The organism is Halorubrum sp. AD140 (assembly GCF_034497445.1).
Classification (GTDB): Archaea; Halobacteriota; Halobacteria; order Halobacteriales; family Haloferacaceae; genus Halorubrum.
On record NZ_JAXRUU010000026.1, the window covers coordinates 20,154 to 41,950 of the forward strand.

The 21,797-nt window shown below is 56.1% G+C and carries 22 protein-coding genes; 7 read left to right on the forward strand and 15 right to left on the reverse strand.

What is annotated here, in order from left to right; translation table 11 throughout:
* Nucleotides 1-6: 6 nt before the first annotated feature.
* Entirely contained in the window at nt 7-513 is a 507-nt protein-coding gene (locus tag U4E84_RS08535; protein ID WP_322531673.1) for a hypothetical protein, read from the reverse strand.
* Nucleotides 514-555: 42 nt separating this feature from the next.
* Between U4E84_RS08535 and U4E84_RS08540 the strand changes: the two genes are divergently transcribed.
* Nucleotides 556-795 carry a hypothetical protein gene (locus U4E84_RS08540; RefSeq protein ID WP_322531674.1) on the forward strand — a complete coding sequence of 80 codons (240 nt, stop codon included), beginning with the start codon at nt 556-558 and terminating at the stop codon, nt 793-795.
* Between the two features lie 179 nt (nt 796-974).
* Here the strand turns inward: U4E84_RS08540 and U4E84_RS08545 are convergent, their stop codons facing one another.
* Nucleotides 975-1,379, reverse strand: coding sequence for a hypothetical protein (locus U4E84_RS08545; protein WP_322531675.1), 405 nt, complete (start codon nt 1,377-1,379; stop codon nt 975-977).
* Between the two features lie 226 nt (nt 1,380-1,605).
* On the reverse strand, nt 1,606-1,866 hold the full coding sequence (locus U4E84_RS08550) for a MarR family transcriptional regulator (protein ID WP_322531676.1): 261 nt from the start codon (nt 1,864-1,866) through the stop codon (nt 1,606-1,608).
* A 400-nt stretch (nt 1,867-2,266) separates the two neighbouring features.
* On the opposite strand from U4E84_RS08550, the gene U4E84_RS08555 reads away from it, so the two are divergent.
* Both U4E84_RS08555 and U4E84_RS08560 read left to right on the forward strand, forming a co-directional pair.
* Nucleotides 2,267-2,527 carry a hypothetical protein gene (locus U4E84_RS08555; protein WP_322531677.1) on the forward strand — a complete coding sequence of 87 codons (261 nt, stop codon included), beginning with the start codon at nt 2,267-2,269 and terminating at the stop codon, nt 2,525-2,527.
* A 105-nt stretch (nt 2,528-2,632) separates the two neighbouring features.
* Nucleotides 2,633-3,658 (forward strand): tyrosine-type recombinase/integrase, encoded by a 1,026-nt coding sequence (locus U4E84_RS08560; protein ID WP_322531678.1) that lies wholly within the window; start codon nt 2,633-2,635, stop codon nt 3,656-3,658.
* An 824-nt stretch (nt 3,659-4,482) separates the two neighbouring features.
* On the opposite strand, the gene U4E84_RS08565 is transcribed toward U4E84_RS08560, so the two are convergent.
* From U4E84_RS08565 to U4E84_RS08590, 6 genes are all read right to left on the reverse strand, one after another.
* On the reverse strand, nt 4,483-4,791 hold the full coding sequence (locus U4E84_RS08565; RefSeq protein WP_322531679.1) for a hypothetical protein: 309 nt from the start codon (nt 4,789-4,791) through the stop codon (nt 4,483-4,485).
* The gene (locus U4E84_RS08570) at nt 4,788-5,477 is read right to left on the reverse strand and encodes a hypothetical protein (protein WP_322531680.1); all 690 of its coding nucleotides are present in this window, start codon (nt 5,475-5,477) and stop codon (nt 4,788-4,790) included. The genes U4E84_RS08565 and U4E84_RS08570 overlap by 4 nt, the downstream gene beginning before the upstream one ends.
* A 14-nt stretch (nt 5,478-5,491) precedes the next feature.
* Nucleotides 5,492-6,943 carry an aldehyde dehydrogenase family protein gene (locus tag U4E84_RS08575; RefSeq protein WP_322531681.1) on the reverse strand — a complete coding sequence of 484 codons (1,452 nt, stop codon included), beginning with the start codon at nt 6,941-6,943 and terminating at the stop codon, nt 5,492-5,494.
* A gap of 130 nt (nt 6,944-7,073) precedes the next feature.
* Nucleotides 7,074-8,006, reverse strand: coding sequence for a D-2-hydroxyacid dehydrogenase (locus tag U4E84_RS08580; protein WP_322531682.1), 933 nt, complete (start codon nt 8,004-8,006; stop codon nt 7,074-7,076).
* Nucleotides 8,007-8,241: 235 nt separating this feature from the next.
* A complete protein-coding gene (locus tag U4E84_RS08585) occupies nt 8,242-9,888 on the reverse strand; it encodes a thiamine pyrophosphate-binding protein (RefSeq protein ID WP_322531683.1) in 1,647 nt (548 codons plus the stop codon).
* Nucleotides 9,889-9,974: 86 nt separating this feature from the next.
* On the reverse strand, nt 9,975-11,207 hold the full coding sequence (locus tag U4E84_RS08590) for a mandelate racemase/muconate lactonizing enzyme family protein (protein WP_322531684.1): 1,233 nt from the start codon (nt 11,205-11,207) through the stop codon (nt 9,975-9,977).
* Between the two features lie 135 nt (nt 11,208-11,342).
* Between U4E84_RS08590 and U4E84_RS08595 the strand changes: the two genes are divergently transcribed.
* Nucleotides 11,343-12,395 carry a mannonate dehydratase gene (locus tag U4E84_RS08595; protein ID WP_322531685.1) on the forward strand — a complete coding sequence of 351 codons (1,053 nt, stop codon included), beginning with the start codon at nt 11,343-11,345 and terminating at the stop codon, nt 12,393-12,395.
* 31 nt (nt 12,396-12,426) lie between these two features.
* On the opposite strand, the gene U4E84_RS08600 is transcribed toward U4E84_RS08595, so the two are convergent.
* The 5 genes from U4E84_RS08600 to U4E84_RS08620 form a co-directional block, all read right to left on the reverse strand.
* Nucleotides 12,427-13,668 (reverse strand): mandelate racemase/muconate lactonizing enzyme family protein, encoded by a 1,242-nt coding sequence (locus U4E84_RS08600; RefSeq protein WP_322531686.1) that lies wholly within the window; start codon nt 13,666-13,668, stop codon nt 12,427-12,429.
* A gap of 336 nt (nt 13,669-14,004) precedes the next feature.
* Nucleotides 14,005-15,072, reverse strand: coding sequence for an Ldh family oxidoreductase (locus tag U4E84_RS08605; RefSeq protein ID WP_322531687.1), 1,068 nt, complete (start codon nt 15,070-15,072; stop codon nt 14,005-14,007).
* 66 nt (nt 15,073-15,138) lie between these two features.
* Nucleotides 15,139-16,467, reverse strand: coding sequence for a TRAP transporter large permease (locus U4E84_RS08610; RefSeq protein WP_322531688.1), 1,329 nt, complete (start codon nt 16,465-16,467; stop codon nt 15,139-15,141).
* Between the two features lie 94 nt (nt 16,468-16,561).
* Complete coding sequence (locus U4E84_RS08615) at nt 16,562-17,086, reverse strand: TRAP transporter small permease subunit (protein ID WP_322531689.1); 525 nt, start codon at nt 17,084-17,086, stop codon at nt 16,562-16,564.
* Nucleotides 17,087-17,110: 24 nt separating this feature from the next.
* On the reverse strand, nt 17,111-18,211 hold the full coding sequence (locus U4E84_RS08620) for a TRAP transporter substrate-binding protein (RefSeq protein WP_322531690.1): 1,101 nt from the start codon (nt 18,209-18,211) through the stop codon (nt 17,111-17,113).
* Nucleotides 18,212-18,412: 201 nt separating this feature from the next.
* Here U4E84_RS08620 and U4E84_RS08625 point away from each other — a divergent pair, with 201 nt between their 5' ends.
* Nucleotides 18,413-18,853, forward strand: a complete 441-nt coding sequence (locus U4E84_RS08625) for a universal stress protein (RefSeq protein ID WP_322531691.1) — start codon at nt 18,413-18,415, stop codon at nt 18,851-18,853.
* A gap of 52 nt (nt 18,854-18,905) precedes the next feature.
* On the opposite strand, the gene U4E84_RS08630 is transcribed toward U4E84_RS08625, so the two are convergent.
* Nucleotides 18,906-19,670 (reverse strand): IclR family transcriptional regulator, encoded by a 765-nt coding sequence (locus tag U4E84_RS08630; protein ID WP_322531692.1) that lies wholly within the window; start codon nt 19,668-19,670, stop codon nt 18,906-18,908.
* A gap of 477 nt (nt 19,671-20,147) precedes the next feature.
* On the opposite strand from U4E84_RS08630, the gene U4E84_RS08635 reads away from it, so the two are divergent.
* Both U4E84_RS08635 and U4E84_RS08640 read left to right on the forward strand, forming a co-directional pair.
* The gene (locus tag U4E84_RS08635; RefSeq protein ID WP_322531693.1) at nt 20,148-21,092 is read left to right on the forward strand and encodes a dihydrodipicolinate synthase family protein; all 945 of its coding nucleotides are present in this window, start codon (nt 20,148-20,150) and stop codon (nt 21,090-21,092) included.
* Between the two features lie 124 nt (nt 21,093-21,216).
* A partial coding sequence (locus U4E84_RS08640) for an MFS transporter (RefSeq protein WP_322531694.1) occupies nt 21,217-21,797 on the forward strand: 581 nt, incomplete at its 3' end.

Consider the following 21,797-nt stretch of genomic DNA (forward strand, 5'->3'; position numbering starts at 1 on the left):
TGGGGGTCAGTTACCCGCAACACAACCCTGTTCTCGGAGAACCGTTGCGACATCCCCAAGACGCTCCGATTCCTTCGGGAGGTTTTCGAGCGCCGTATCAAGATCGACCGCCAGCGAATACTGATTTTCATCTCCACGACCCCGACCCTGCCGCTTATTGAGCACGTTCGTATCCGCGAGATCGTTGAGCCGGTCACGGAACCGCCGGTTCGAGAGGATGATCACATCCACGTACTCACAGAAGGTCTTGTACTGGGTGTAGATTGGCGTCGTCGTCACGGGCGTCTCTCCGTATATTCCGTGATACGTAACCGCCATGAGTGCGAGCATTCGTTGATTCGGTAGTGTCTGGATCCCCGACTCGATGGCCTTTGTCTCGAGGAAGTCACGTGCTTCGCGCACATGCCCCTCTGTGAGGGTGGTCTCGCCCCTATCGTCGGCAAACCGGGTCGCACGGAACAGCAGACGGATCGCCTCACGAGCGTCTCCCGTATCCTGTGCGCCTAACGCCACGGCAAGCGGGATCGTGTCGTCGCTCAGAATCTCGCTTCGGAGATGCTGATAGTCCTCGATATCGTCCTCGAAATACGTGTCCCGAAGGGCACCGACGGCACGCCGTGCGAGGATGTTGCGCAGCTGATCGGCGTCATAGGGCTCGAAGCGAACCTCGTCCTCGCCGAGGCTCGACCGGACGTCGGCGGTCTCGTTGAGCAGCTCGCCCGAGGCGTCTTGTGCGACGGCGCCGCCGGCCGCGACCGCGAGCCCGACGCCGTGCGCGAGCTCGGCGTGGAGTAGTGTCGGTCAGTATCATCGGCACTGTTGAACGCCACAGAATATGATAGCAACGACGTGCAAGATACAGAGGGTGTATTCAGCAGACGATCTTCGTTCGTTTCATCCCGTCATCGACGAAATATCCGTTAGATAGATATGCTAGTGATCACACGAGACAGCGAACGTAACGTGAACACTACCTACGTGCGAGCTGCGCTTCCCTGCCGCTCCTGCTCAAGTCTCTGGCAGCCGATGACTAATGAATCAGGAATGTTGGCTGCGTCCGAGTGGAGTGCCTCGAAAACCACCGCTAGTTCATCGAACCGCGGGCCACGAGAGGCGACTAACGGGTCCGTCTCCCACGTAATGAAATCGTTCTCCGCTAACATCGGCAGATGGATATGATAGAGTTCTACACGTAGCTCTTCAGGATCCAATGGAAGGTTCGGCATCGCGGCGCTTTCGGGTAACGGAACCGATTGATCCGCTCCGGCGTCCAACAGAGAGACAATGAGCTGACGGCGTGGCTCAGCCGAGAGCGATTTGAACACCGTGTCCCAATTCTCACTGACCTCTTCACCGCTTTCATAATTTTTCAATGTCATTTTCGCTGCCAGTAGCCACTCCTCGGAGACACTAAATAGTAATGGCGTATCATTATGTGAAATATATTAGAGGGGCGTTATTATACTGTCAAATCTGTGGTGATCAGCCTACGCATCCCCTGTATAAACCGATCCGAGCTGGCCGAAGTTTCGTGCAAGATACGCGCTGTGTATTCAGCATGACTAGTGAAACCTATCACTAGCTAAGGAGTTCAACCGTATCGGATCACTCTATTTCAAGATCGTCGGCGTCGAGCTCCCCGACGAGATACGCTCGACCGCGGTCGGTGATCTGGTAGTATCCCGAATCGACGCGCTCAACGAGGTCGTTGTTTCGGAGCTTCCGAAGACGCTTGTTCACGTAGTTGCGGGTGTAATCGGTATTGTACGCGAGAACCGCGGGAGAGAGAACAATCCCACTGGATTCGAGGGTTTCGAGGATTCTATCATCCCCTTGCGTCATCCACGAGACCCTCGGCCGATGCATGCTTCGACGCTACCGATACAGTAGTGTTAGGTGTGCCGGCTTGATTCGTGGGATAACATGAATACATTCCCATAGGAACACAAACAATGTACTAAATATAAGTAGGGTCGGTGTTTGGAGGTAGCCAACGGAAGCTTTCCCGCGGACCCGTCGCTCCTCGATGGGTCTCGTCGTTCGCAAAAGCGGACCCCGCTGCTGGAGACAGCGGGTCCGCGTGGGCTTCCGTATCTGAGGTACGAAAGCCATGTATTCGCACGACGCTGGGGGTCTAAAAGCCCCCGACAGCCGAGGAGAATCGCCAACCACAACACAAACCGCTAAACGGTGCCGAGACCACTTTCACTTTCAGTCCCCGTATCTGGATTCGGACTTTAATACAACCATTCGTCGGTGTGAGACGATGGTCCCGAAAGAAGTTGTGCGGATCGAAGACCGGCAGGACAGGTGGCGGTTCGTGTGTCCGAACGGGCACCGCTCGTGGGAACCCACGAACCACCACTTTTGGTGCCAGTACTGCGCGCGAAGCGACACCGCCGACGGCGTGTTTCACGAGCTGCACGACAAGAAGGCGGACACACTCCTCGCGCGTGACCAGGTGCGGCTCGTGACTCCGATCGGCCCCTACGACCGCGATCTCGACGAGGAGGAGAGATCCTCATGAGCGACGACGACAACGCCCACGCAAGCCGAATCGCGGAGCAGCTCGCGATGTACGACGACGAGACCGAGGAAGGGAGCGACGAGGCGGACGATGCGGAGACCACCGATGGGTGACGATCTGGAACCGATCCCTCCCGAGCGTGCCGTGGAGATGCACCTCGACCGGATGAAGGAAGACAGCGCCGAGTGGACCCGAACGACTCACCGGAGCGAGCTTCGCCCGTTCGTCGAGTGTTGCCGCCAAGAGGGTGCGATCGACAACCTGAACGAGCTCACCGGTCGGCACCTCTACGAGTACCGTATCTGGCGGCGCGAGGGAGGGTACAGCAAGGGAAAGGTCGACGAGCTCGCGAAGAAGACGCTTCACTCGAACCTCTCGACGTTGCGGTCGTTCCTCCGGTTCTGTGGAGAGATCGAAGCGGTCCCGTCGGACCTGTACGAGAAGATGCCGCTCGTGAAGCTCACTCGCGACGACGAGGTGAGCGACTCGTACCTCCGACCGGAGCGTGCGGCCGACATCGTCGAGTACCTCTCGCGGTACGAGTACGCGAGCCGCGACCACGTGGTGTGGGCGTTGATCTGGCACACCGGCGCCCGCTTGGGTGCCGTTCGATCGCTGGATCGCCAAGATCTCGAGCTGGAGGGAAACAAGCCCTCGATCGGGTTCGTCCATCGCCCCGAGACCGGGACGCCGCTCAAGAACGACGCCGCGAGCGAGCGCGTCAATCGTATCAGCCGGCGAGTCGCCCAGATCCTCCAGGACTACATCGACGGTCCGCGGACAGAGGTCGTCGACGACTACGGCCGGAACCCGCTCGTGTCGACCGACGCGGGTCGGATCGCGGCTGATACCATTCGGAAGGCGTTCTACCGGTGGACGCGCCCGTGTTTCGTCGGGAAGGAGTGCCCGCACGACGAGGATCCGGACTCGTGTAAGTTCGCGACGTTCCGGCACGTGAGCGGCTGTCCGTCCGCTCGGTCACCGCACGACGCTCGGAAGGCGCGGGTGACGAAGTACCGGAACGACGGCGTTCCTCGGGGGGTCGTCTCGGATCAGCTCAACGCGAGCGAGGACGTTCTCGACAAGCACTACGGCCGCGCTTCGGAGCGCGAGAAAGCCGATCGCCGATGACGGATTATACAACAATGAGTGTCACACAAATTCAAGTCAATTACTTCGAGATAATTACGGGACTCAAGTCCCGTCGCGCCCGCTTACTCACGGAGTGTTTCGCGACTAATCGCGACACAGCCCCGGTCGGCAGTGTTGAGATACGGTCGAAGGATCCGGCGGTGAAAAGATCGAGTAGCCTATGCTCAGTCTCGACTGCCTCAGCGGCGATAGCAGTTGTATCGAGTTAGATTTTCTCGAGCGAGAGGTGACACCCGAGCCAGCGATGAAACTCGATATCCGACTCTATTTGACAATATTATCACTTTCAAATACAGTCTTAGTTCTTGAGAGTATGAATGCCGATCGTCATTGAACCACCGTCCATCGGTGGTACAGAAGGACGAGCTACAGTCGACAGACGGGGCTAATCCTACTCACGTCGCGGTCGATGAAACCGTGATTCGTCCCAGTAGGGACCACTATTGGCGGGATACTTCTATCGATCCCAATTCAAACAAAGTACTATATGCAGATTGAGCGGATAAAATCGAAGATAAATATATATTTTTTGGAGATTAACACAAAATGTGAAGCGTATTCTCGTTGATGGCGGCACTACTTCATCAAGCCTGTCGCAAACACGATATGGGTTTTAGACACGAGCGATATCGAGATCAGAACAGCGCTGAATATGTCAGCTATAAGGTTTAAAAGTAGAATTAATGGTTTTCAGATATTTTAGCGACGACGAAGTAGAAACTGCTAACGAGTGACTGAGCTCGTTCGCTTTCGCACGAAATCAGGCTATCTGAACACCACCTAGAGAATCGTCCGTAAGTTCTTCAAAGATCACTTTTGACTGACTCGTACGCTGATAGAAAACCGCTGTATTCCCTCTCAGAGAGTTCCCACTCAAGGATATCATCGATCCCGTCTCGGCCGAATTCAACTGGGACGCTGAGACTGACGTCAGTAAAACCGTATTCTCCGTCAAGAGGCGTCGAAAGAGCGATTGGATCCCCCTTGACTCCATCCGCAAGGATCGCCTGTGTGAGACGCGCAACACCTTGGCCGGTTACCCAACGCGACGTCTCTGCCTCTCCCCGCAAACTAATGATATCGTAGGGAATGTCCCGAACGTACTCAATCACAGCCTCACCGGCTTGTTGTTGATCCTCAATCGAGAGAAGAGCGGGACAAGGTCCTCACCATGTTCTCCGAGAATCGGACAATAAACGCTGGATGCGGATGATCCACGAAGGTCTGAGATCTTGTCTGCCGCTCGAGCTGTTTCCGAAAGCGAATAGCCGAGGAAATAGCGTCTACTCCACCCTGTTTTTTGCCACATCAGGTAGGTGATCCGATCAACGGGGTTTGTAACGACAACAACTGGAACCGGTTTGTGCGCCGCTAACAAGTCAGCGATATCGGTTACAAGTTTTCGATTGCGTTCCAGAAATAAACTTCGACCACCTCGTTTAGCACCTCCAGACGGACGAGGAACACTGGCCGCTACGATGACGACATCCGCAGTGCTGAGTGCTTCACGTCCGAACGAAGAGCCTGTGACAGTTCCGATCGCCTCTCGATCACCGAATTGTGGAAGGTGACCAACTGTCCGAGCATGGGTGATATCTATTTTGTGTCCCTCTCTGACGTCGGTTGCAATATCGACAAGAGTGAGGTCGAGTTTGGGGCACTCTACCGCGAGCGAGTAAGCGGTTGTGGCCCCCACTGTTCCAGCCCCACCAATAATGACTACCTGCATCGTGTCCGTATTCTGTTCCCTATTTATTAAATACAAGCCGTCGGTGATGTTTCGCTGTGACGGATCCACAATACCAATCTGAGTTAGTAATTCATGTAGACGGTCTTCGTCGAGGTAAAGAAGTCGAGGCCTGCGTCACCCTGCTCCCGGTAGGTGTTCGTTGACGAGTTTTTGTACCCTCCGAACGGAACATGTAGTTCGAGCCCAGTTGTCTTCTCGTTCACCTTGGCGACGCCCGCCTCGATAGTGTCGACAAACTCATGAGCCTCAGAAAGGTCTTGAGTAGTGATACTCGCAGAGAGCCCGTAGTCAACGTTGTTGGCGACTGAGATTGCTTCCTCGAAACTGTCGACGCACATCACGGAAAGCACCGGCCCGAAGATCTCTTCTTGAGCCAGACGCATGTCAGTCGTCACGCCCGAAAAGACGGTCGGCTCGACAAAGTGTCCATCAGCGTAACTCTCACCGGTGAGTTCGCTGCCGCCCGTTTCAAGCGTGGCGCCCTCTTTGCGACCGATCTCGACATACTCCAAGGTCGACGTCAGTTCGCTCTCGGAGACATGCGGACCCATGTCGGGATCTTCAAGCCCGCCAGCGACAGTCAGATTCGTTGTATATTTGATAATCGAGTCGAGGAACTCTTCGTAGACGTCCTCGTGAACGATTGCTCGCGAGCAAGCGGTACATGACTGTCCAGTAGTTCCAAACGCGCCGACTCCGACGATCTCGGTAGCCTCGCTGATGTCCGCACTCGGCATCACGATTGTAGGGTTTTTCCCGCCCATCTCACACTGTACGCGCTTCAGATCAGTGGCGGATGTCCGTGCGACTTCGGTTCCGACTGCCGTACTCCCAGTGAACGATAGGGCGTCGATCGATCCATGATCGGACAGTGGAGCCCCCACCTCGCTGCCGGAGCCGGTCACCATGTTCCCCACGCCGTCGGGCAGGCCAGCCTCCTCGAGACACTCGAAGAGAATCCGTGAGACACCTGGTGCTTCTGAGGCTGGCTTGTGAACAACCGTATTCCCTGTCACGAGAGCCGGTGCAAGTTTCCATGCTGGAATCGCGATTGGGTAGTTCCAGGGAGTAATGATTCCGACCGTCCCTAGGGGTTCCCGTCGCGTGGTGAGCTCTGCGTTCCGGTTACTCGGTGATTTTTCGATTCCGCCAAGGTCACGAGCTTTCTCTGCGTAATAGTGGAATATGTCGATCGCACGACCGACTTCACCGCTAGCCTCACTCTGGGTCTTACCTTCCTCGCGAACCAGCGTCTCTGTCGCCTCGTCTCGCCGTCTATCGAGGGCTATACCAGCGCGTTTCAGAATGGCACCGCGCTCTGGAGCGGGCGTCTCTGCCCAGTCCTCCTGTGCGTCACAAGCAACATCGATGGCCTCGAGAACGTCGACCCGTCGAGATTTCTGGAACCGCGCGACTACCTCGTCGGTGTCAGCCGGGTTCCGAACCTGGAACGTCTCTCCCGATGTCGAGTCGCGCCACTCTCCGTCAATGTAATTCTCGTACGTTGTTGGCATCTCTAATGCATGATCTGTGTTCTCGTATAGATAAATTTCGGTTCCACTACCTTTGAGAGCCGTCAGGTCTGTTCTCTACATTGTGTAGAGTGATGTGCGATTATTGGTATCGATTCGGCTCGGGTGCTGATCACACCACTCTATTCTCGAATTGATCGTACTCCCCTTGCAGGTAGTGTTCGTAGTTCGATAGGAATATATCAGCACAGCGATCTAGGTACTTCGGCGAGGACCCAGCCATATGCGGCGTGATCACCACGTTCGACAGCGTCCACAGCGGCGACTCCTCCGGGAGCGGCTCGGGCGTTTGGACATCAAGTGCGGCCCCGCCAATCTTCCCGTTCTGAAGCGAGGCGGCCAGTGCTTGCTGATCGATAACCTCACCGCGTGCGACGTTGACGACGACAGCATCTGAGCGCATCGACTCGAACTCAGTGGCACCGAGAAGTCCGCGAGTATCATCGGTCAATGGACAAGTGAGAACGACGTACTTCGACCGAGCGAGTAGCTCGTGAAGTCGATCGGGACCCAACATCTTATCGATAGCCTCGTGGCTCCGGTCTGGATTTCTCCGCATACCGAGGGTGTCCATGCCGAACGCAGCAGCGCGGGTCGCAACCGCCCCTCCGATCTCACCAACCCCGATGATTCCAACGGTGGTTCCGCTCAGTTCACCCCCACCAAAGTGACGCCACTCGTGACGTCGCTGTCGATGGATCCCCTGAAGGAGATTCCGTTCAAAGAGGAGCATATATGCAAGCACCTGTTCGGCCGCCGGGAACGCATGAACTCCCGAGGCGTTGGTCAGCATGATACCGCGGTCCCGCATGTGAGTTAGGTTGTAGTGATCCACGCCTGCGTTGAGCGCTTGAACCCACTTCAGTTCGGTTGCCTCCGTGAGGAGGGTGTCATCTAGAGCCCGCGTAATTACGATCTCAGCCTCTGAGATGTACTTGCGCGTCTCCATGTAACTCTCTGCCCTCCGAAGGGCAATTTCGCCATCGTAGGATTCGATCGCCGTCCACAACTCCTCGACGGATCGGTCGTGCGGTGCCTCGTGCATGACGAGTACTGTCGGTGGGTGCGACATATCGAGTAGGTAGTTAACAGACCTCAAATACGTACTGGTGTTCTCCCGCAACGTTCGATCGATTACAGTCCCACGACTGGAAATCCCCTGTGATCGCGGTTAAACACCTGATATCGAAGAATACAGTTTTCGGCTGAAGAGCGAATACGGCGTCAGAGACGGTTCCACACCACAACCGAGGCTCTGCGTTTCGAGTTCTACAAATCCCTTACCGTGTCATAAATTCCCCCGCCTGTGGCTCGTTGGGATCGGTAGGGATCTCAACGAGCGTCGGCCCACTTCCGATCGATTGCTCTGCGGCCTCGTAGATCTCGGTTGGAGTCTCAGCCCGATCGACGTTCAACCCCATTCCCTCCGCAATCTGGGTACAATCGAGGGTCGACTCAGGCCATCCGTACGCCTTCGCTCCGAGATCGTAGCGTCGTTCGGCTTCCTCGCTGATGATCGCGTAGTCGTCGTTGTTGAATACGAACACCGTCACATCAAGCGACTCCGTGGCAATTGTGTGCAATTCTTCGAGACACATCAACAACCCTCCTTCACCAATAAGAACCGCGACCGGTCGATTCGGATTCGCGATCGCGGCCCCTACAGCTGCCGGAACTGCGAGTCCCATCGATGCCCACGATCCGGGATTGACGTAATCTCGTGGGTCGTACGTTTGGAAGGCAACGACAGTCCAAACCCGCGACCCACCGGCGTCAGCCGTAACGATTGTCTCCCGAGGCAGCGCATCGCGCAGCGCATCGAGAGCGCACACGGTCGGAATCGCTGCCTCAGTACTTGATCGGAGCTCAGCTATCCGGTCAGCCTCCGCTGTTCTGACCGCACGTGCACGTTTCGCTCCAGCGTCCGCAGCGTCTCCCTTCATCCGATCGGTCAGTGTTGCCTCGATCGCTTCGAGGGTTGGGTCGGCATCGGCAACGATCGATACACGCGGATCGTATCCGGTGCCGACATCTCCTGGGTCGAGCGTAACGTGGATCAGATCCGCCGGAAGGTCATACGACCAGCGCTGGGTCCAGACTGCGTCGAAGTCGGTCCCTACTGCCAGAATCGCATCGGCTGACTCGAGACACTGTCGGAGTTCCGGGCTTGTCGCACCGGACAGCGTCCCAGCGAACAGCGGATGATCTTCGGGGATGGTCGCCTTCCCTTTGTAGGTCGTCGCAACCGGAGCACCGATCGTCTCCGCGAGTGACTGAAGCATCTCGCTCGCGTTCGACGCCCGAACGCCGCCACCCGCGATTATCGTCGGGGACGTGGCCGTCGCAAGTAGATCAGCTGCGCGCTGTATCGCCGACGTGGGGGGCTGAGGTGGGTCCACGGGGTCGGCCGATCCAATGGCCGCCGGTTCGGTCGTTATCGGAATGAAATTCTTGGGAATACCGATGCGAACAGGCCCTTTTGGAGGCGTTCTGGCGATCATTATGGCCTGATTCAGCTCCGCCACCACGCTCTGAGGCGTTTCTACTGTGATGTTCTTCTTGACGACGTTGTCATAGGTATTGGGCGGCGTTTCGTGGATTCCGTCTCCTCCACGAACCTCTGGCTCAGTTTCCACTGCGATATGAAGGAGCGGGGTACAGTCGTTGAGAGCGTTCTTCAGTCCGTTCATGGCGTTCATGTCGCCGGGACCCGGGATAACCACCGTGGCAGCCATCTCACCGCTCGTCTCCGCGTATCCCCACGCCTGATGAGAGACGTTTGTCTCGTGGCGCGCCATCACGAATCGTATGTCGTCGCGATCGCTTATCACCTCGTTCAATGGTAGCGTCTGTTTTCCCGGAATCCCGAAGACAGTCGAGATGCCGTGAGCCGTGAGACAGTCGATGATTGCGTGATCGTTTCGCATGGACCTATGTAGTGTCAACCCAGGATCTGTAAAACGTTTTGGTGTCGTTCGCCACCAGATTGGCCGCGTTGTTGCTAGAACGAGTCTCAGTCCTTTCGGTGCTCCTCGAGTACGTCCCAGTCGAGTTCGATCCCAAGTCCTGGGCCGTCTGGAACCTCTATCCGACCATCCTGGATGAGAGGCTCTTCGCGAACGAGTAGATCGTCCCACCAAGAGATCTCACGAGCGTGAAATTCTAGTGCAAAGAAGTTCGAGACAGCAGCGCCTACGTGGACGCCTGCCAGCGTCGCGACCGGACTGCCGATGTTGTGTGGGGTCAACGCACAATAATATGAATCAGCCAAATCGGCGATCTTCTTTGTTTCGGCGATTCCACCGGTCTTCGGAACGTCAGGTGCAACAAAATCAACGGCTCCAGCCTCGAGGAGATCACGAAATCCGTGGCGTCCATATCTGTTTTCACCCGTCAGAATCGGCACGTCGACGGCCTCCGCGAGTCGGGTCATCGCCTCCGTGTTCTCCGGTGGGAGTGGATCCTCGATCCACATCGGATTGTAGGCCTCGATGGCCTCACAGAGTCGTTTAGCTGATTCCGGCGAAAAATTCCAGTGAAGATCGAAAGCATACTCCGCCTCATCTTCAACCTCCTCGGCGACCGCCTCCACGAGTCGTCGCTTGTGGTCGATTTCGGGAGCGGTGAGGTGTCTCGCCTTCGTCTGAATTTCACGTCCGGACGGGACATCGAGATCGAACTTTATCATGTCGTACCCATCTTCGACCGCCTCCCGTGCGGCCACGGCGTAGGCCTCCGGTTGGTAGGTCTCGGACGATTGCCCCTCTAGTGCCGCGTCGACCATCGACTCGCCGCCGTGACAATCCGCATAAACACAGATCTCCTCGCGCATCTTTCCACCGAGGAGTTGGTACACCGGCTGATTGAGTATTTTTCCGGTCACGTCCCACAGTGCGAGTTCGACGCCGCTTATCGCTATCGTCGCGATTCCCTGCTGGGATCCACGTCCGGAAAGACTCTCACGCATGAGGTGGTAGAGGCGTTCGACGTCAAGGGGGTTCTCACCGACGAGTACCGGTCGAAGGTAATCAGTGATGATCTCGTGGACGCCTGGCGCGGGGTACGCCTCGCCGATCCCGCGGACACCGGTGTCCGTCTCGAGCGTGACGATCGACCACGGAAAGTTCCCGTCCACTACCAAGGTATCAATCTGTGTGATAGCTGGCGTGTCAGTGGTTCGGTCGGGGGTCTCGTCGTAGTCGCCCCACATTGTGGCGGCGAGTTTTCTCGCAAAGTCCTCGTACATACGGGGTATGTTGTGATGGAACACACATTAACGCCACGATGAGATGTACGTGCGGTTTCCTTCGCCGTGATCCGAGAACGGTTGCGTTAAACACAGAATCGATACCGCTATATGATTTCTCTCTGAACGAATGGTATGCGCGACCGAGACACACCAGTACGCGTAGGGTTTCGAACGAACACACTCTCGGACGAACGGCTCCAGTACATTCGACAGCTAGGAGTAACAGATGTTTTTATCAATCCCACGGAGCCCGGCGGTGGAACCGGCGGCGATGTTTTCGTGGACGAGAGTGATCGAACCGATACCGATCGACGACTGCCGCTCGGGCCCGAAGAGGTCCCTACCGCCGAATACCTCCGCTCACTTTCAGACGCATGTGAGACCCATGACGTCGATCTCGCCGGTATCCATACACTCGGATACAACAGCTACGGCGACATCAAGTTCGACCGCGAGGGCCGCGACAAGCAGGTCGCCGCGATCAAGAAGCTTCTCCAGAATATGGGTGAAGCAAACATCCCGATCCTCGGCTACCAGTGGAACCCTCGCGGGGTAGTACCGATGCGGACCGGGACAGTTCGAATTCGGGGCGGCGCGGAGGCGACGAGCTTCGACCTTGAGGACGTCGAAAATGCCAGCGATCCAGCTCTCGATCGGGAGTATACGGAAGCGGAGCTGTGGGATAACTACGAGCGCTTTCTCGAGGAAATCCTCCCTGTCGCGGAAAAGGCTGACGTCACCCTCGCGTTACACCCGATCGATCCACCGAACATCGAAGAGATCGGTGGGATTCCACGACTGTTTCGTAACGTTGAGAGCTTCCGCCGGGCCATGAAGGCGGTTCCAAGTGACAATCATGGATTGAAGCTCTGCTTGGGTTGTTTCTCAGAGATGGGGATCGACGTCACCGATGTAGTCCGCGAATTCGGTCAGAACGGCGATATCACGTTCGTTCACTTTCGTGACGTCGACGGGACTGCGGAGGCGTTCAACGAAACCTTCGTCGACTGTGGCAACTACGACGAACTCGAGGTCATGCGGACCCTCATCGATACGGGCTTCGAGGGGATCGTCATTCCGGATCATGTCCCGACGGTACGTGATGACACCGACTGGGGTCATCGTGGCCGAGGGTTCACTGCCGGCTACCTCCGCGGACTCGCGCGCGTCGCAGCCGACCGGTAGATCGAACCTGATCGAGGGTCGGTCGAAAAGTTCACTCGTCGTAAATGAACTCTGTCCAGGCGCCGTCCGTGGGTGGATACTCGTCGATCACGTCAAGGTTCACGGTTATCCCGAGTCCCGGACCCTCTGGAACACTTAGAGTACCGTTCTTGACTTCAATCGTCTCCTGGATGATGTCGAACGCCAGATCGAACGGATACATTCCGGGGTCTTCGGGGTGGTTGAGCGCCGGATCGTTCTCAAAGATGGGATACTCAAGCAGTCGAACCTCTGGAGCTGCCGCGACTAAGTGTGCGTTCGCGATCAGTCCGAGCCACGTGCCGAAATTATGAGGAACGAACTCGACCTCTCGACCGAGACAATAGGTGATTGCCTTCGAACAGCCAGTGTACCCGCGGTGGTGTCGAACGTCACCCTGAAGGAACTTGATACCGCCCGTCTCCGCGAGCTCGACGAGGCCGGTTGGTGACGGTTCACTCTCACCGCCTGCGAGCGCGACACCGCGATCGGCCAAGTTGAGGTATCCCTCGTAGTCGTCTGGTGAGACCGGTTCCTCAACCCAGAAGACATCGTGCTCGCCGGCGTGTGTGACAATATCTTCTCTGGTCGATACGTTGTAGACATCGTCGTCAAGCTTCCACCAAGTGTGGGCGTCGATCATCACTTCGGTCTGATCAACCGTCTCGGCGAGAAGCTCTATAGTTCGACGGTCCTCCTGGGGACCGATCCCTGGGCGGTACTTGTAGCCGAAGAAATCGAGATCGTCGACGATCTGGGCCTGTTTCGCATATCCCTCCGGTTCCATGTACATGCCGGCGCTCGCGTACATCGCGAGGGTATCGTCGGGTTCCGTGTCGTATTCCGCACACAGCAGTTCACAGATCGGCGCTCCGGCTCGCTTTCCACGTAGATCGTAGAGCGCGACATCGATAGCGGATGTTGCTTCGTGGCGGACCCGCTCAGGGAGACCTGTGGCGTCGATGAGTTCGTGGGCGTCTTCGACGTCCTCTAGCGTCTCCCCCTCAAGGACGTTGGCTACCTCTGCCTCAACGAGATCGGCGAAAGTTGTCTGTGAATCGCCTTCGAAATACTCGCGCATCGCAGAACTGCTAGCGCCTGCGGGTGCGAATCCGATCTCGCCATCAGCGGTTTCGACCGTTACAAGTACGACGTCCCGTTTCAAAAGGCGCCGATGACCTCCGTAAAACGACCGTGACTGTGGCGGGACGATCGGGGACGAGAGTGCATAACCACGCACGTCTGTGATTCGCATGTCGAACCCGATCCGCAAGATTACATAAAACTAGCGGTCATCTAAGAAAGAGCGTGTGACTCACACAGGAATCGCGGCGTCCTACCGGACATAGACCGCACTATCTCTCAAAAAGCGGAACCAGACACGACGCGATGAGAGCGTCAACCAGACTCCAAAGCAGATCCGATCTTGGAGGTGGCTCTTCCGAGTCAGTCTCAGCCTCACAGAGCTGATCAACCGCCACCGCCTCGAGCAGTGCCTCCCGATCGACAACTGATTCGTGAGAGACACTTACCAGCAGTACCCACATGGGAAGTCACTCGATTACTGAGCTACTATCGGACGAAAGATTCACTAGAGCGTTTCGGGGAAGGCCTGTCGGATGCCGAGGTTGTCTGCAAATGCCTGCAAGTTCTCAATCACGGCGTCCTCGATCGGGATACCGGCCTCGCGTCGATCTCTCGCGATCCGGTATTCGGGCTCTCCAGGCAAAAGGACCTCTCCATCCGCTTCGATGGGTTCAGCAGATCGGAGGTACTGTGACAGCGCCGAGATCCTATCTTTCACTCCCTCGCGCGAGGTGAAGACAGTGGGATCGATCGCAACGAAGGCCGCGCCGTTTCCGACCCAGGACTGCTCCGGCTCGGTCGAAACGGGACCCCCACCGACGATGGCCGCGAACAACTCTGTCATCGTCGCGAGGCCGAATCCCTTGTGACCGGTCGCTTTTCCCCCGAGGGGCAGGAGCGCGCCGACGTGATCCTCGAAATCGGTCGCGTACTCGACGGGCCCCCCCGTCTCAGTGATAGTCCAGTCAGTTGGGAGTCGCTCGCCGGACCCGTCTCGTTCGATAATCTTCCCGTGCGCCACTTGACTGGTCGCACCGTCGTATAGCAGATTGAACGGAAGCACCCCGAAGCTTGGCACGGCAAAGGTGATCGGGTTGGTTCCGAGTCGTCTGTCAGCAGTTCCGGGTGGTGCGATCCGCTGGGCACCACCCTGAAGGTTGACCCATGAAGCGAAGAGATACCCTTCGTCGGCGACGTAGTCTGCCCACTCGCCGATCCGTCCCAGGTGTCCAGAGTCGCTGATCCCGACGACCCCAACGCCATATTCGGCCGCCGTCTCGGTTACTAATTCGACCGCACGTCGACCGGTCACTTGACCGAACGCGCCGGCACCATCGATCTGGTGGAAGAGTCCGGCCTCCTCAACGGAAGGCAGTGCGGTCGGATCAAGAGATCCCTCATCGATCTGGTTCGCGTAGTAAGGGAGTCGCACCACCCCATGTGAAGAGTGACCAACGAGATCGGCGGAGACGAGCGAACGGGCCACGATCGCTGCAGTCTCAGCAGGTGAACCACATTCCTCGATAGCGATCTGTGCGAACGTCTCGAGTGAATCGGGATCAACGGTGTGCATCCGCTCTATCGATCCGAATGATAGATATTAACAATACCGTTCCAGAAGAGGAAGTGCAGCGGGAGACTACCCCATGAGATTATACGGAATGTACGTCACGATGTCCGGAACGAGCACGATGATGAGCAGCGACAGGAGCATCGGGATATAGTAGGGAACGATAGCCCGCATGACTTCCTCTAGCGTCGCATCAGTCACCTTCTCTAGGACGAAGAGGATAGCGCCAAACGGAGGGGTAAGAATCCCGATCATGAGGGTAAAGATCATAACGATGCCGAAGTGAACCGGGTCAATCCCTACCCCCTCGACGACAGGTATCAGCAGCGGCGTGAGTATGGTGATCGACGCCGTTGCACTCATGAACGTACCGATGACGAGGAACATTCCACAGAGGAGGAACAGCACGGTGGTCGGGTCTGTCGACAGGCTCGTAATCCACTCAGTCAATAACATCGGAAGACGGAGCTGGAGAGCAACGAGCCCGTAAACGGTGGCCGAGGCGATAATAAAGGTGAGAGAGAACGTCTCCACCATACTGTTCGTTGCCTCCTCGAGAAAGCCACCCAGATTTAGATCACCAAAGACGAACGACAGCACGGTTACGTAAACCACAGCGATGGCGCCAGCCTCCGTTGCAGTGAAGAGCCCACCAATAATCCCACCGATGATCAGAACGGGTATGAACATCGCGAGGATCGACTGTTTGAACGTATTATAGGCCCGCTTTAGAGAGAACGGATCGCCACGCTCGTATCCGCGCTTCCAAACGATGATAGAGACGAAAAGCATCAGTAGAAGCCCCATCAGCAGCCCCGGGAGGATGCCGCCAAGGAACAACTGACCGATTGACTGCTCCGCCAAGATTGCATAGAGAATGACCGGGACGCTCGGTGGAATGATCGGGCCGATCATCGACGAGGCTCCTGTGACCCCTAGCGAGATATCCTTCTCGTAGCCGTGATCGCGCATGACAGCGTACTCAATCCGGCCAAGGCCGGACGCGTCCGCAAGCGCCAGCCCTGACATGCCCGAGAATATTATACTCGCTAGAATGTTAACGTAGACAATTCCACCACGGAACTGGCTGACGAGAGCTCCCGCGAAATCGAACAGGTCCTCGGTGAGACCGCTCGTGTTCATCAACCGTCCCAACAGTACGTAGAACGGGAACGCCAGCATCCCGAAGCTGTTTATTCCGTTGAACAGTCGGCTATTGATCACCGTAGACTGGAAGTCGATGCCACCCGGTAGAGCCATGATCACAATACTCGTTGCGAGCATCGCGATAGCGACCGGTGTCCCAATGCCGTACAGGACTAGCAAGAGACCAAGGAATAGCCCCGCGAGGAACATCGGATCGGAGATCTGCAAAGGGATGAACAGCGATTCAATCACGTGTCAGCCCTCCAGGCTTCCCTTTCACCGGTTAGATGTGTCACGACGAGAGCTCTCACCGCGGTCACTTCGAAACCGAGATCAGCAGTGTTCATCATTGTCTCGCGTCACCCCCGGAGCGGATCTCAACGAGGGATTCCTTGAATTTGAGTAGTTCATAGCCAAGCATCCAAGTGAGTCCGATAGCGATGGCCAAGTACACCATTCCAAAGCTCACTGAGTCGATATCGGCCCAGTTGCTGTCCCAAGCCCCCCGAGCGCCAATTAGGAGACCCCAGACCACGATTGCTAGCGTTACTGTTACCGTGCAGTACACCAGAACGTCAAAAATTCGTTTTACCCTGGGATGCCGTCCCTCAAGCTTTCGAAGGAGAATATCCATGTTGATGTGTTCGTTGTTTCGGGTTGCTACTGCGGCGCCGAAGTACGTCCCGACGACCAGTGCCAATCGAGAAAGCGGCTCTGTCCACGTCGTTGGCCAGGGGAGGTTAGCCGTTCGAGCAAGTACCTGTAGCGTGACGAGTCCGACGGTCAGCAGAAAGATTCCGGTTCCGATCGTGAGCAGCACCCGATCGAGGACGGTCTCTCGCTTCAATCCGAGTGATTGTTCTACCTCCATATTTTCTCGTATAGGAGGCCCGGATTATATCTCTTGCCACTCGTCAAGCGACCCCGCGAAGTCCTCGAACATCTCTTCAACCACCGGGCGGGCCGCCTCTTGGAACGCCTCACGATCAACGTCTTCGACCAGTTCCATCCCACCCTCTTCGAGTTCGGTCTCCATCTCAGAGATCTGATCGCGCACGGTCTGGGAGATCTCCTCAGTCGCCTCTTGAGAGGCTTCATCAACCAGCGTTCGGTAAGACTCATCGAGGTCCTGGTAGAAGTCTTCGTTCATGTACAAGGCGGCAACCTGAACGTGGTGACCGGTGTAACTGAGGTAATCTTGGACCTCGTCGAGGTTGAACGAATGGATCTGTGGGATGTCTCCCTCGGACGCCGCAACAGTCCCCGTTTGGAGAGCACTGTACAGTTCGTCGAGCGCGACCGTGGTCGGATTCGCGCCGAGTTCCTCCCAGATTGCCACCCATCTGTCGAGCGGGGGAAGGCGGAGGTCGACATCCTCGACGTCGGCGGGTTCCCGTACTGGCTCGTTGGAGGTGAAGTGCCGCAGACCACGGTCAATCCACTGACCGATCATTCGCTGGTTCCCCTCAGACCGCATCTGTTCGAAGGCGGGTTCGAACTCCTCGCTTTCGGTAACTCGAACAAGATGGTCGAAGTCCTCGAAAACGACCGGGATGTTGACGAACTCGTACTCGGGAGTATACTGGGTGAACGGCCACCGAGAGTCCGCGTGCGCCTCCAGCGCTCCCTCTCGGGTCAGTTCCGCAATCTCACCCTCTCCACCGTAGGATCCGCCGGCGACGATATCGATCGAGAAGTCGCCATCCGTTTCGTCTTCCACGATCTCCTTGAAACGCTCTGCAGCCTGAACCGAAACGTGGTCTGGCTCATAGGAGCTCGCCATCGTCATTTCGACTGATCCGGGTCCGGAGTCGCCGTTACCATCATCGCCGTCACTACCGTCATCGCCGTCGCTACCGTTGTCGCCGTCGTCTCCATCGCCGCCATCGCCGCCGTTTCCAGAACACCCCGCGAGTGATGTGATCCCGAGAGTCCCCGCACCGAGTGCCGTCTTCTTGATGAACGATCTGCGTCGTTGGGTGTTATCCAAGCTCATGCAGACCCACAATATTTCTAGGGGTATATATAATTAACGTACAAACTATTTTCCTACGGGGTTGAAGTGGTAATGAACACGCTGTTCCTGCGACTCGGATGTCCACGTCGACCGTTCACAGCAAAAGTATGGACTAATCCATTGAGCACCGACCCTCGAAATGAGCAAAAAAGGTATGTATTCCCGTGATAACATGCGATTATGGATCGTGCATTAGTGGTCGTCGAACCGACGGAGAGAGGACGTGAGCTGATCAAACTCGCCGGTGAAATCGTCGAAGGAACAGGAGCAGAGCTTGTCTTGGTCCGCATCGTCGACGAAGATGCGTATGAAGGAGATGTCCAGCGGAAAGCAGAGAGCTCCCTATCCGATGTCAGTAGTGTGGATGAGTTGACCGAAGAAGCAACGGCAGTCGCTCGAGAACTCGGCGAGGAGTTGCTTCCAGAGGACATGACCTACAGCGCAGAGGCGCTGTTCGGAAATCTCCCGAACGATCTGTTGGAGCACGCTGAGGAGGGGGGATATGACCACGTGTTCATTACGGGGGAACGGCGGTCTCCGACCGGAAAGGTGCTGTTTGGAGACACCACACAGGCAGTTCTGTTGAATTTCGATGGGCCGGTAACTTCACTGATCGGCTGAATCGGACAGGTTCATAGACAGGTGCTTGCGTGTACAACCAGATTGGGGCCGTTCAATGGAACTTCGTGTTAAGCTCGATCACGTTCGCGGCGCGTTGAACCAGTTCGGCGAGATCTCCATGGAGGCGTTTATCGGTGATCCGGCTTGATGGCCCCGAGACACTTATTGCACCAAGAACGGTGGGACCGCTGCGCACGGGTGCAGCGATACAGCGTAATCCAAGTACATTTTCCTCGTCGTCGATCCCATAGCCTCTATCGGAGGTCCGCTCGATCTCCTCTCGGAACTGCTCGAGATCCGTTATTGTGTTTTCTGTCTGCGCCACGAACTCAATCTCGTCAAATATCTCCTCTCGACGTTCTTCGGGAAGGTGTGCGAGGATCGTCTTACCGAGAGCAGTTGAGTGGATGGGCTGTTGAGTGCCAACTCGCGAGGCTGTCCTAACTGCCTTCTCACCCGAAGCCTTGTGGAGATACGACACCTGTCCGAACTCCTCAATGCCGAACTGTCCGATCTCCCCTGTCTCCTCTGCCAGTTCGTCTACCTCGCTTTTGATCACTTCGTAGTTGCCGACCTGATCACAGACGTCTCGAGCGATCGCGAGGAATTTTAAACTCAAGCGATAACCGGCTTGCTCGCCGACGACGATTCGCTCGTCCTCCAAGGTTCGGAGGTGGCTGTGAACGGTGCTTTTCGAATATCCGAGCTCAGTTGCGATGGCCGTTGTGCCCGTTGTCCCGTTCGTTTGGAGATATTCGATGATACTGACAGCGATCTGTACGCCCCGAATCCGTCGTCCGGTGTGATCTGTGGTCATAACTCACACCAAGAAGAGGATCTATATAAAACTGTTCCCGATAGGAGAACATTAACGAGAATCCGTGTGTCATTCTGTCAATGACGACACAGAGTAAGACATCATTTCACTGTGAAGACACCTGGAGAGTATCAAAGCATATTGTGTCGATCGTCCGCTATTTCCTTCCTTTGACTAGGATAAGGATTACAGTCGTAGTCTTGTAATATCCGTGTTCTCCACTCGGGGACATAGATATTACACTCGTACGGTCGTAATGGCCATCTCGCGATGACCATAATATACTTTCCAATTCTGGCTGCTTAGCGGGTAAACTGGTGGTTTATGGGAGTTTCTGGAGTCATCATATTGAAGAGTTAGCTCCGATGTTGTCACACGACACAAAAGACCTCGTTCCCTTAAAGGGAACGTATGGGAGGAAGTTCGGCCCCTCTCAGTTCCGAATATTTATAATACTCGACTCCATGCCAACTACTCGTGCAATATCAACAAATTAAATCCGACCTGCGTGGCGTAGCATTCACGAACCCAACACCGTTCGACGATACAGGAGATACGATCCAACACGACAAACTGGCCGACAACGTTCAACACGTGGTCGAAGCGGGTGGACGTCTGATAATCCCATGCGGAAACACCGGAGAATACTACTCGTTGACCGATCAAGAACGGATCAGCGTTGTGGAAACGATCGTCGAGGCGGTCGGTGATACGGCAACCATCGTAGGTGGTGTAGGTGGGAGTACCAAGTCCGCCATTGCACTCGCGAAGGCCTACGAGGAGCAGGGAGCCGACGCGATTATGATCATGCATCCGGTTCACACATATCAACATCAAGCCGGATTGATCGAGTACTATCGCGAAATCGTCGAATCAACCGACTTGGGAGTCGTGCTGTACAAGCGAGGCCAGGAGGTAACCCACGATCTGCTCGCAGACCTCACCACATATGAGAACGTCGTCGGTGTGAAATATGCGGTCAACGATATCAAGGGATTCGCTGAAGCGGTCTCGACAATTGAAGGAGATATTGTCTGGTCAAACGGTATCGCGGAGCGGTACGCACCCTCCTTTGCGATCGAAGGTGCGGAGGGGTTCACAACCGGAATAGGGAATTTCATACCCGAGCGAGTCATCGAGCTGATGGATGCACTAGAGGCAGAGAACTGGGATCACGCTCGCGAGCTTCGTGACCAACTCAGACCATTAGAGAACCTTCGAGAGGAATCGGGCGCTGGAAATAGCCTGAGCGCCGCTAACAACGTTCCTGTCGTGAAGCATGGAATGGAACTCGCTGGCCTCTATGGGGGTCCCGTCCGCGAACCGCTCGTGGATCTCTCCACGGAGGATAAGCAGCGGACAAAAGAGTATTACGAGCAGATGACCACAGGACCAACGAACACTCTACCGCACGATGAGTAAGAAAAGTAAAAACACTACCACAGTTGGGATATAAACGGTTGTCTAAAAACGCACTGATCGGTCCACTGAGATTGCGTTGCGGGCTCGGATAACGGCGAAGATCGCAGGGACAAAGAGCACCGATATGCGCTGGTATTACAAACACACCGTTCTGACAGTTTGTACACTCGCGTTTTTCGCGACGATGGTTGCGCGGCTTGCGATGAGCCCTGTCGTTCCACAAATAACGAACACATTCGAGATCTCGAACACTGCGATAGGCGTAGCATTGACGGGAATGTGGTTGTCCTACGCGCTGGCACAGTTTCCAAGCGGAATTCTTGGAGACCGGTACGGTGAGCGGCGTGTCGTTCTTGTGGCAGTCGGTGGGACGGGTGTAATGAGTATACTGGTTTCGCTTTCTCCCCTGTATGTGGTTTTCGTATTCACCGTGATCGCACTGGGGGCGGTGGCTGGGCTTCACTACAGCACTGCAACCACCCTCCTCTCACGAACCTACGACAATATCGGGACTGCAATCGGGATTCACACGATCGGCGCGCCCGCGGGTGGGCTGATCGCGCCCGCTGCCGCAGCGTGGATCGGAGCACGATACGGATGGCGACCGGCGGTGGCAATCGGAGCGGTGGCCGCTATTCCGGTATTCGCGTTGTTCGCGATACTAGTCGACGAAACTAAACCACAACTTCCCGAAGAGCCGATGCG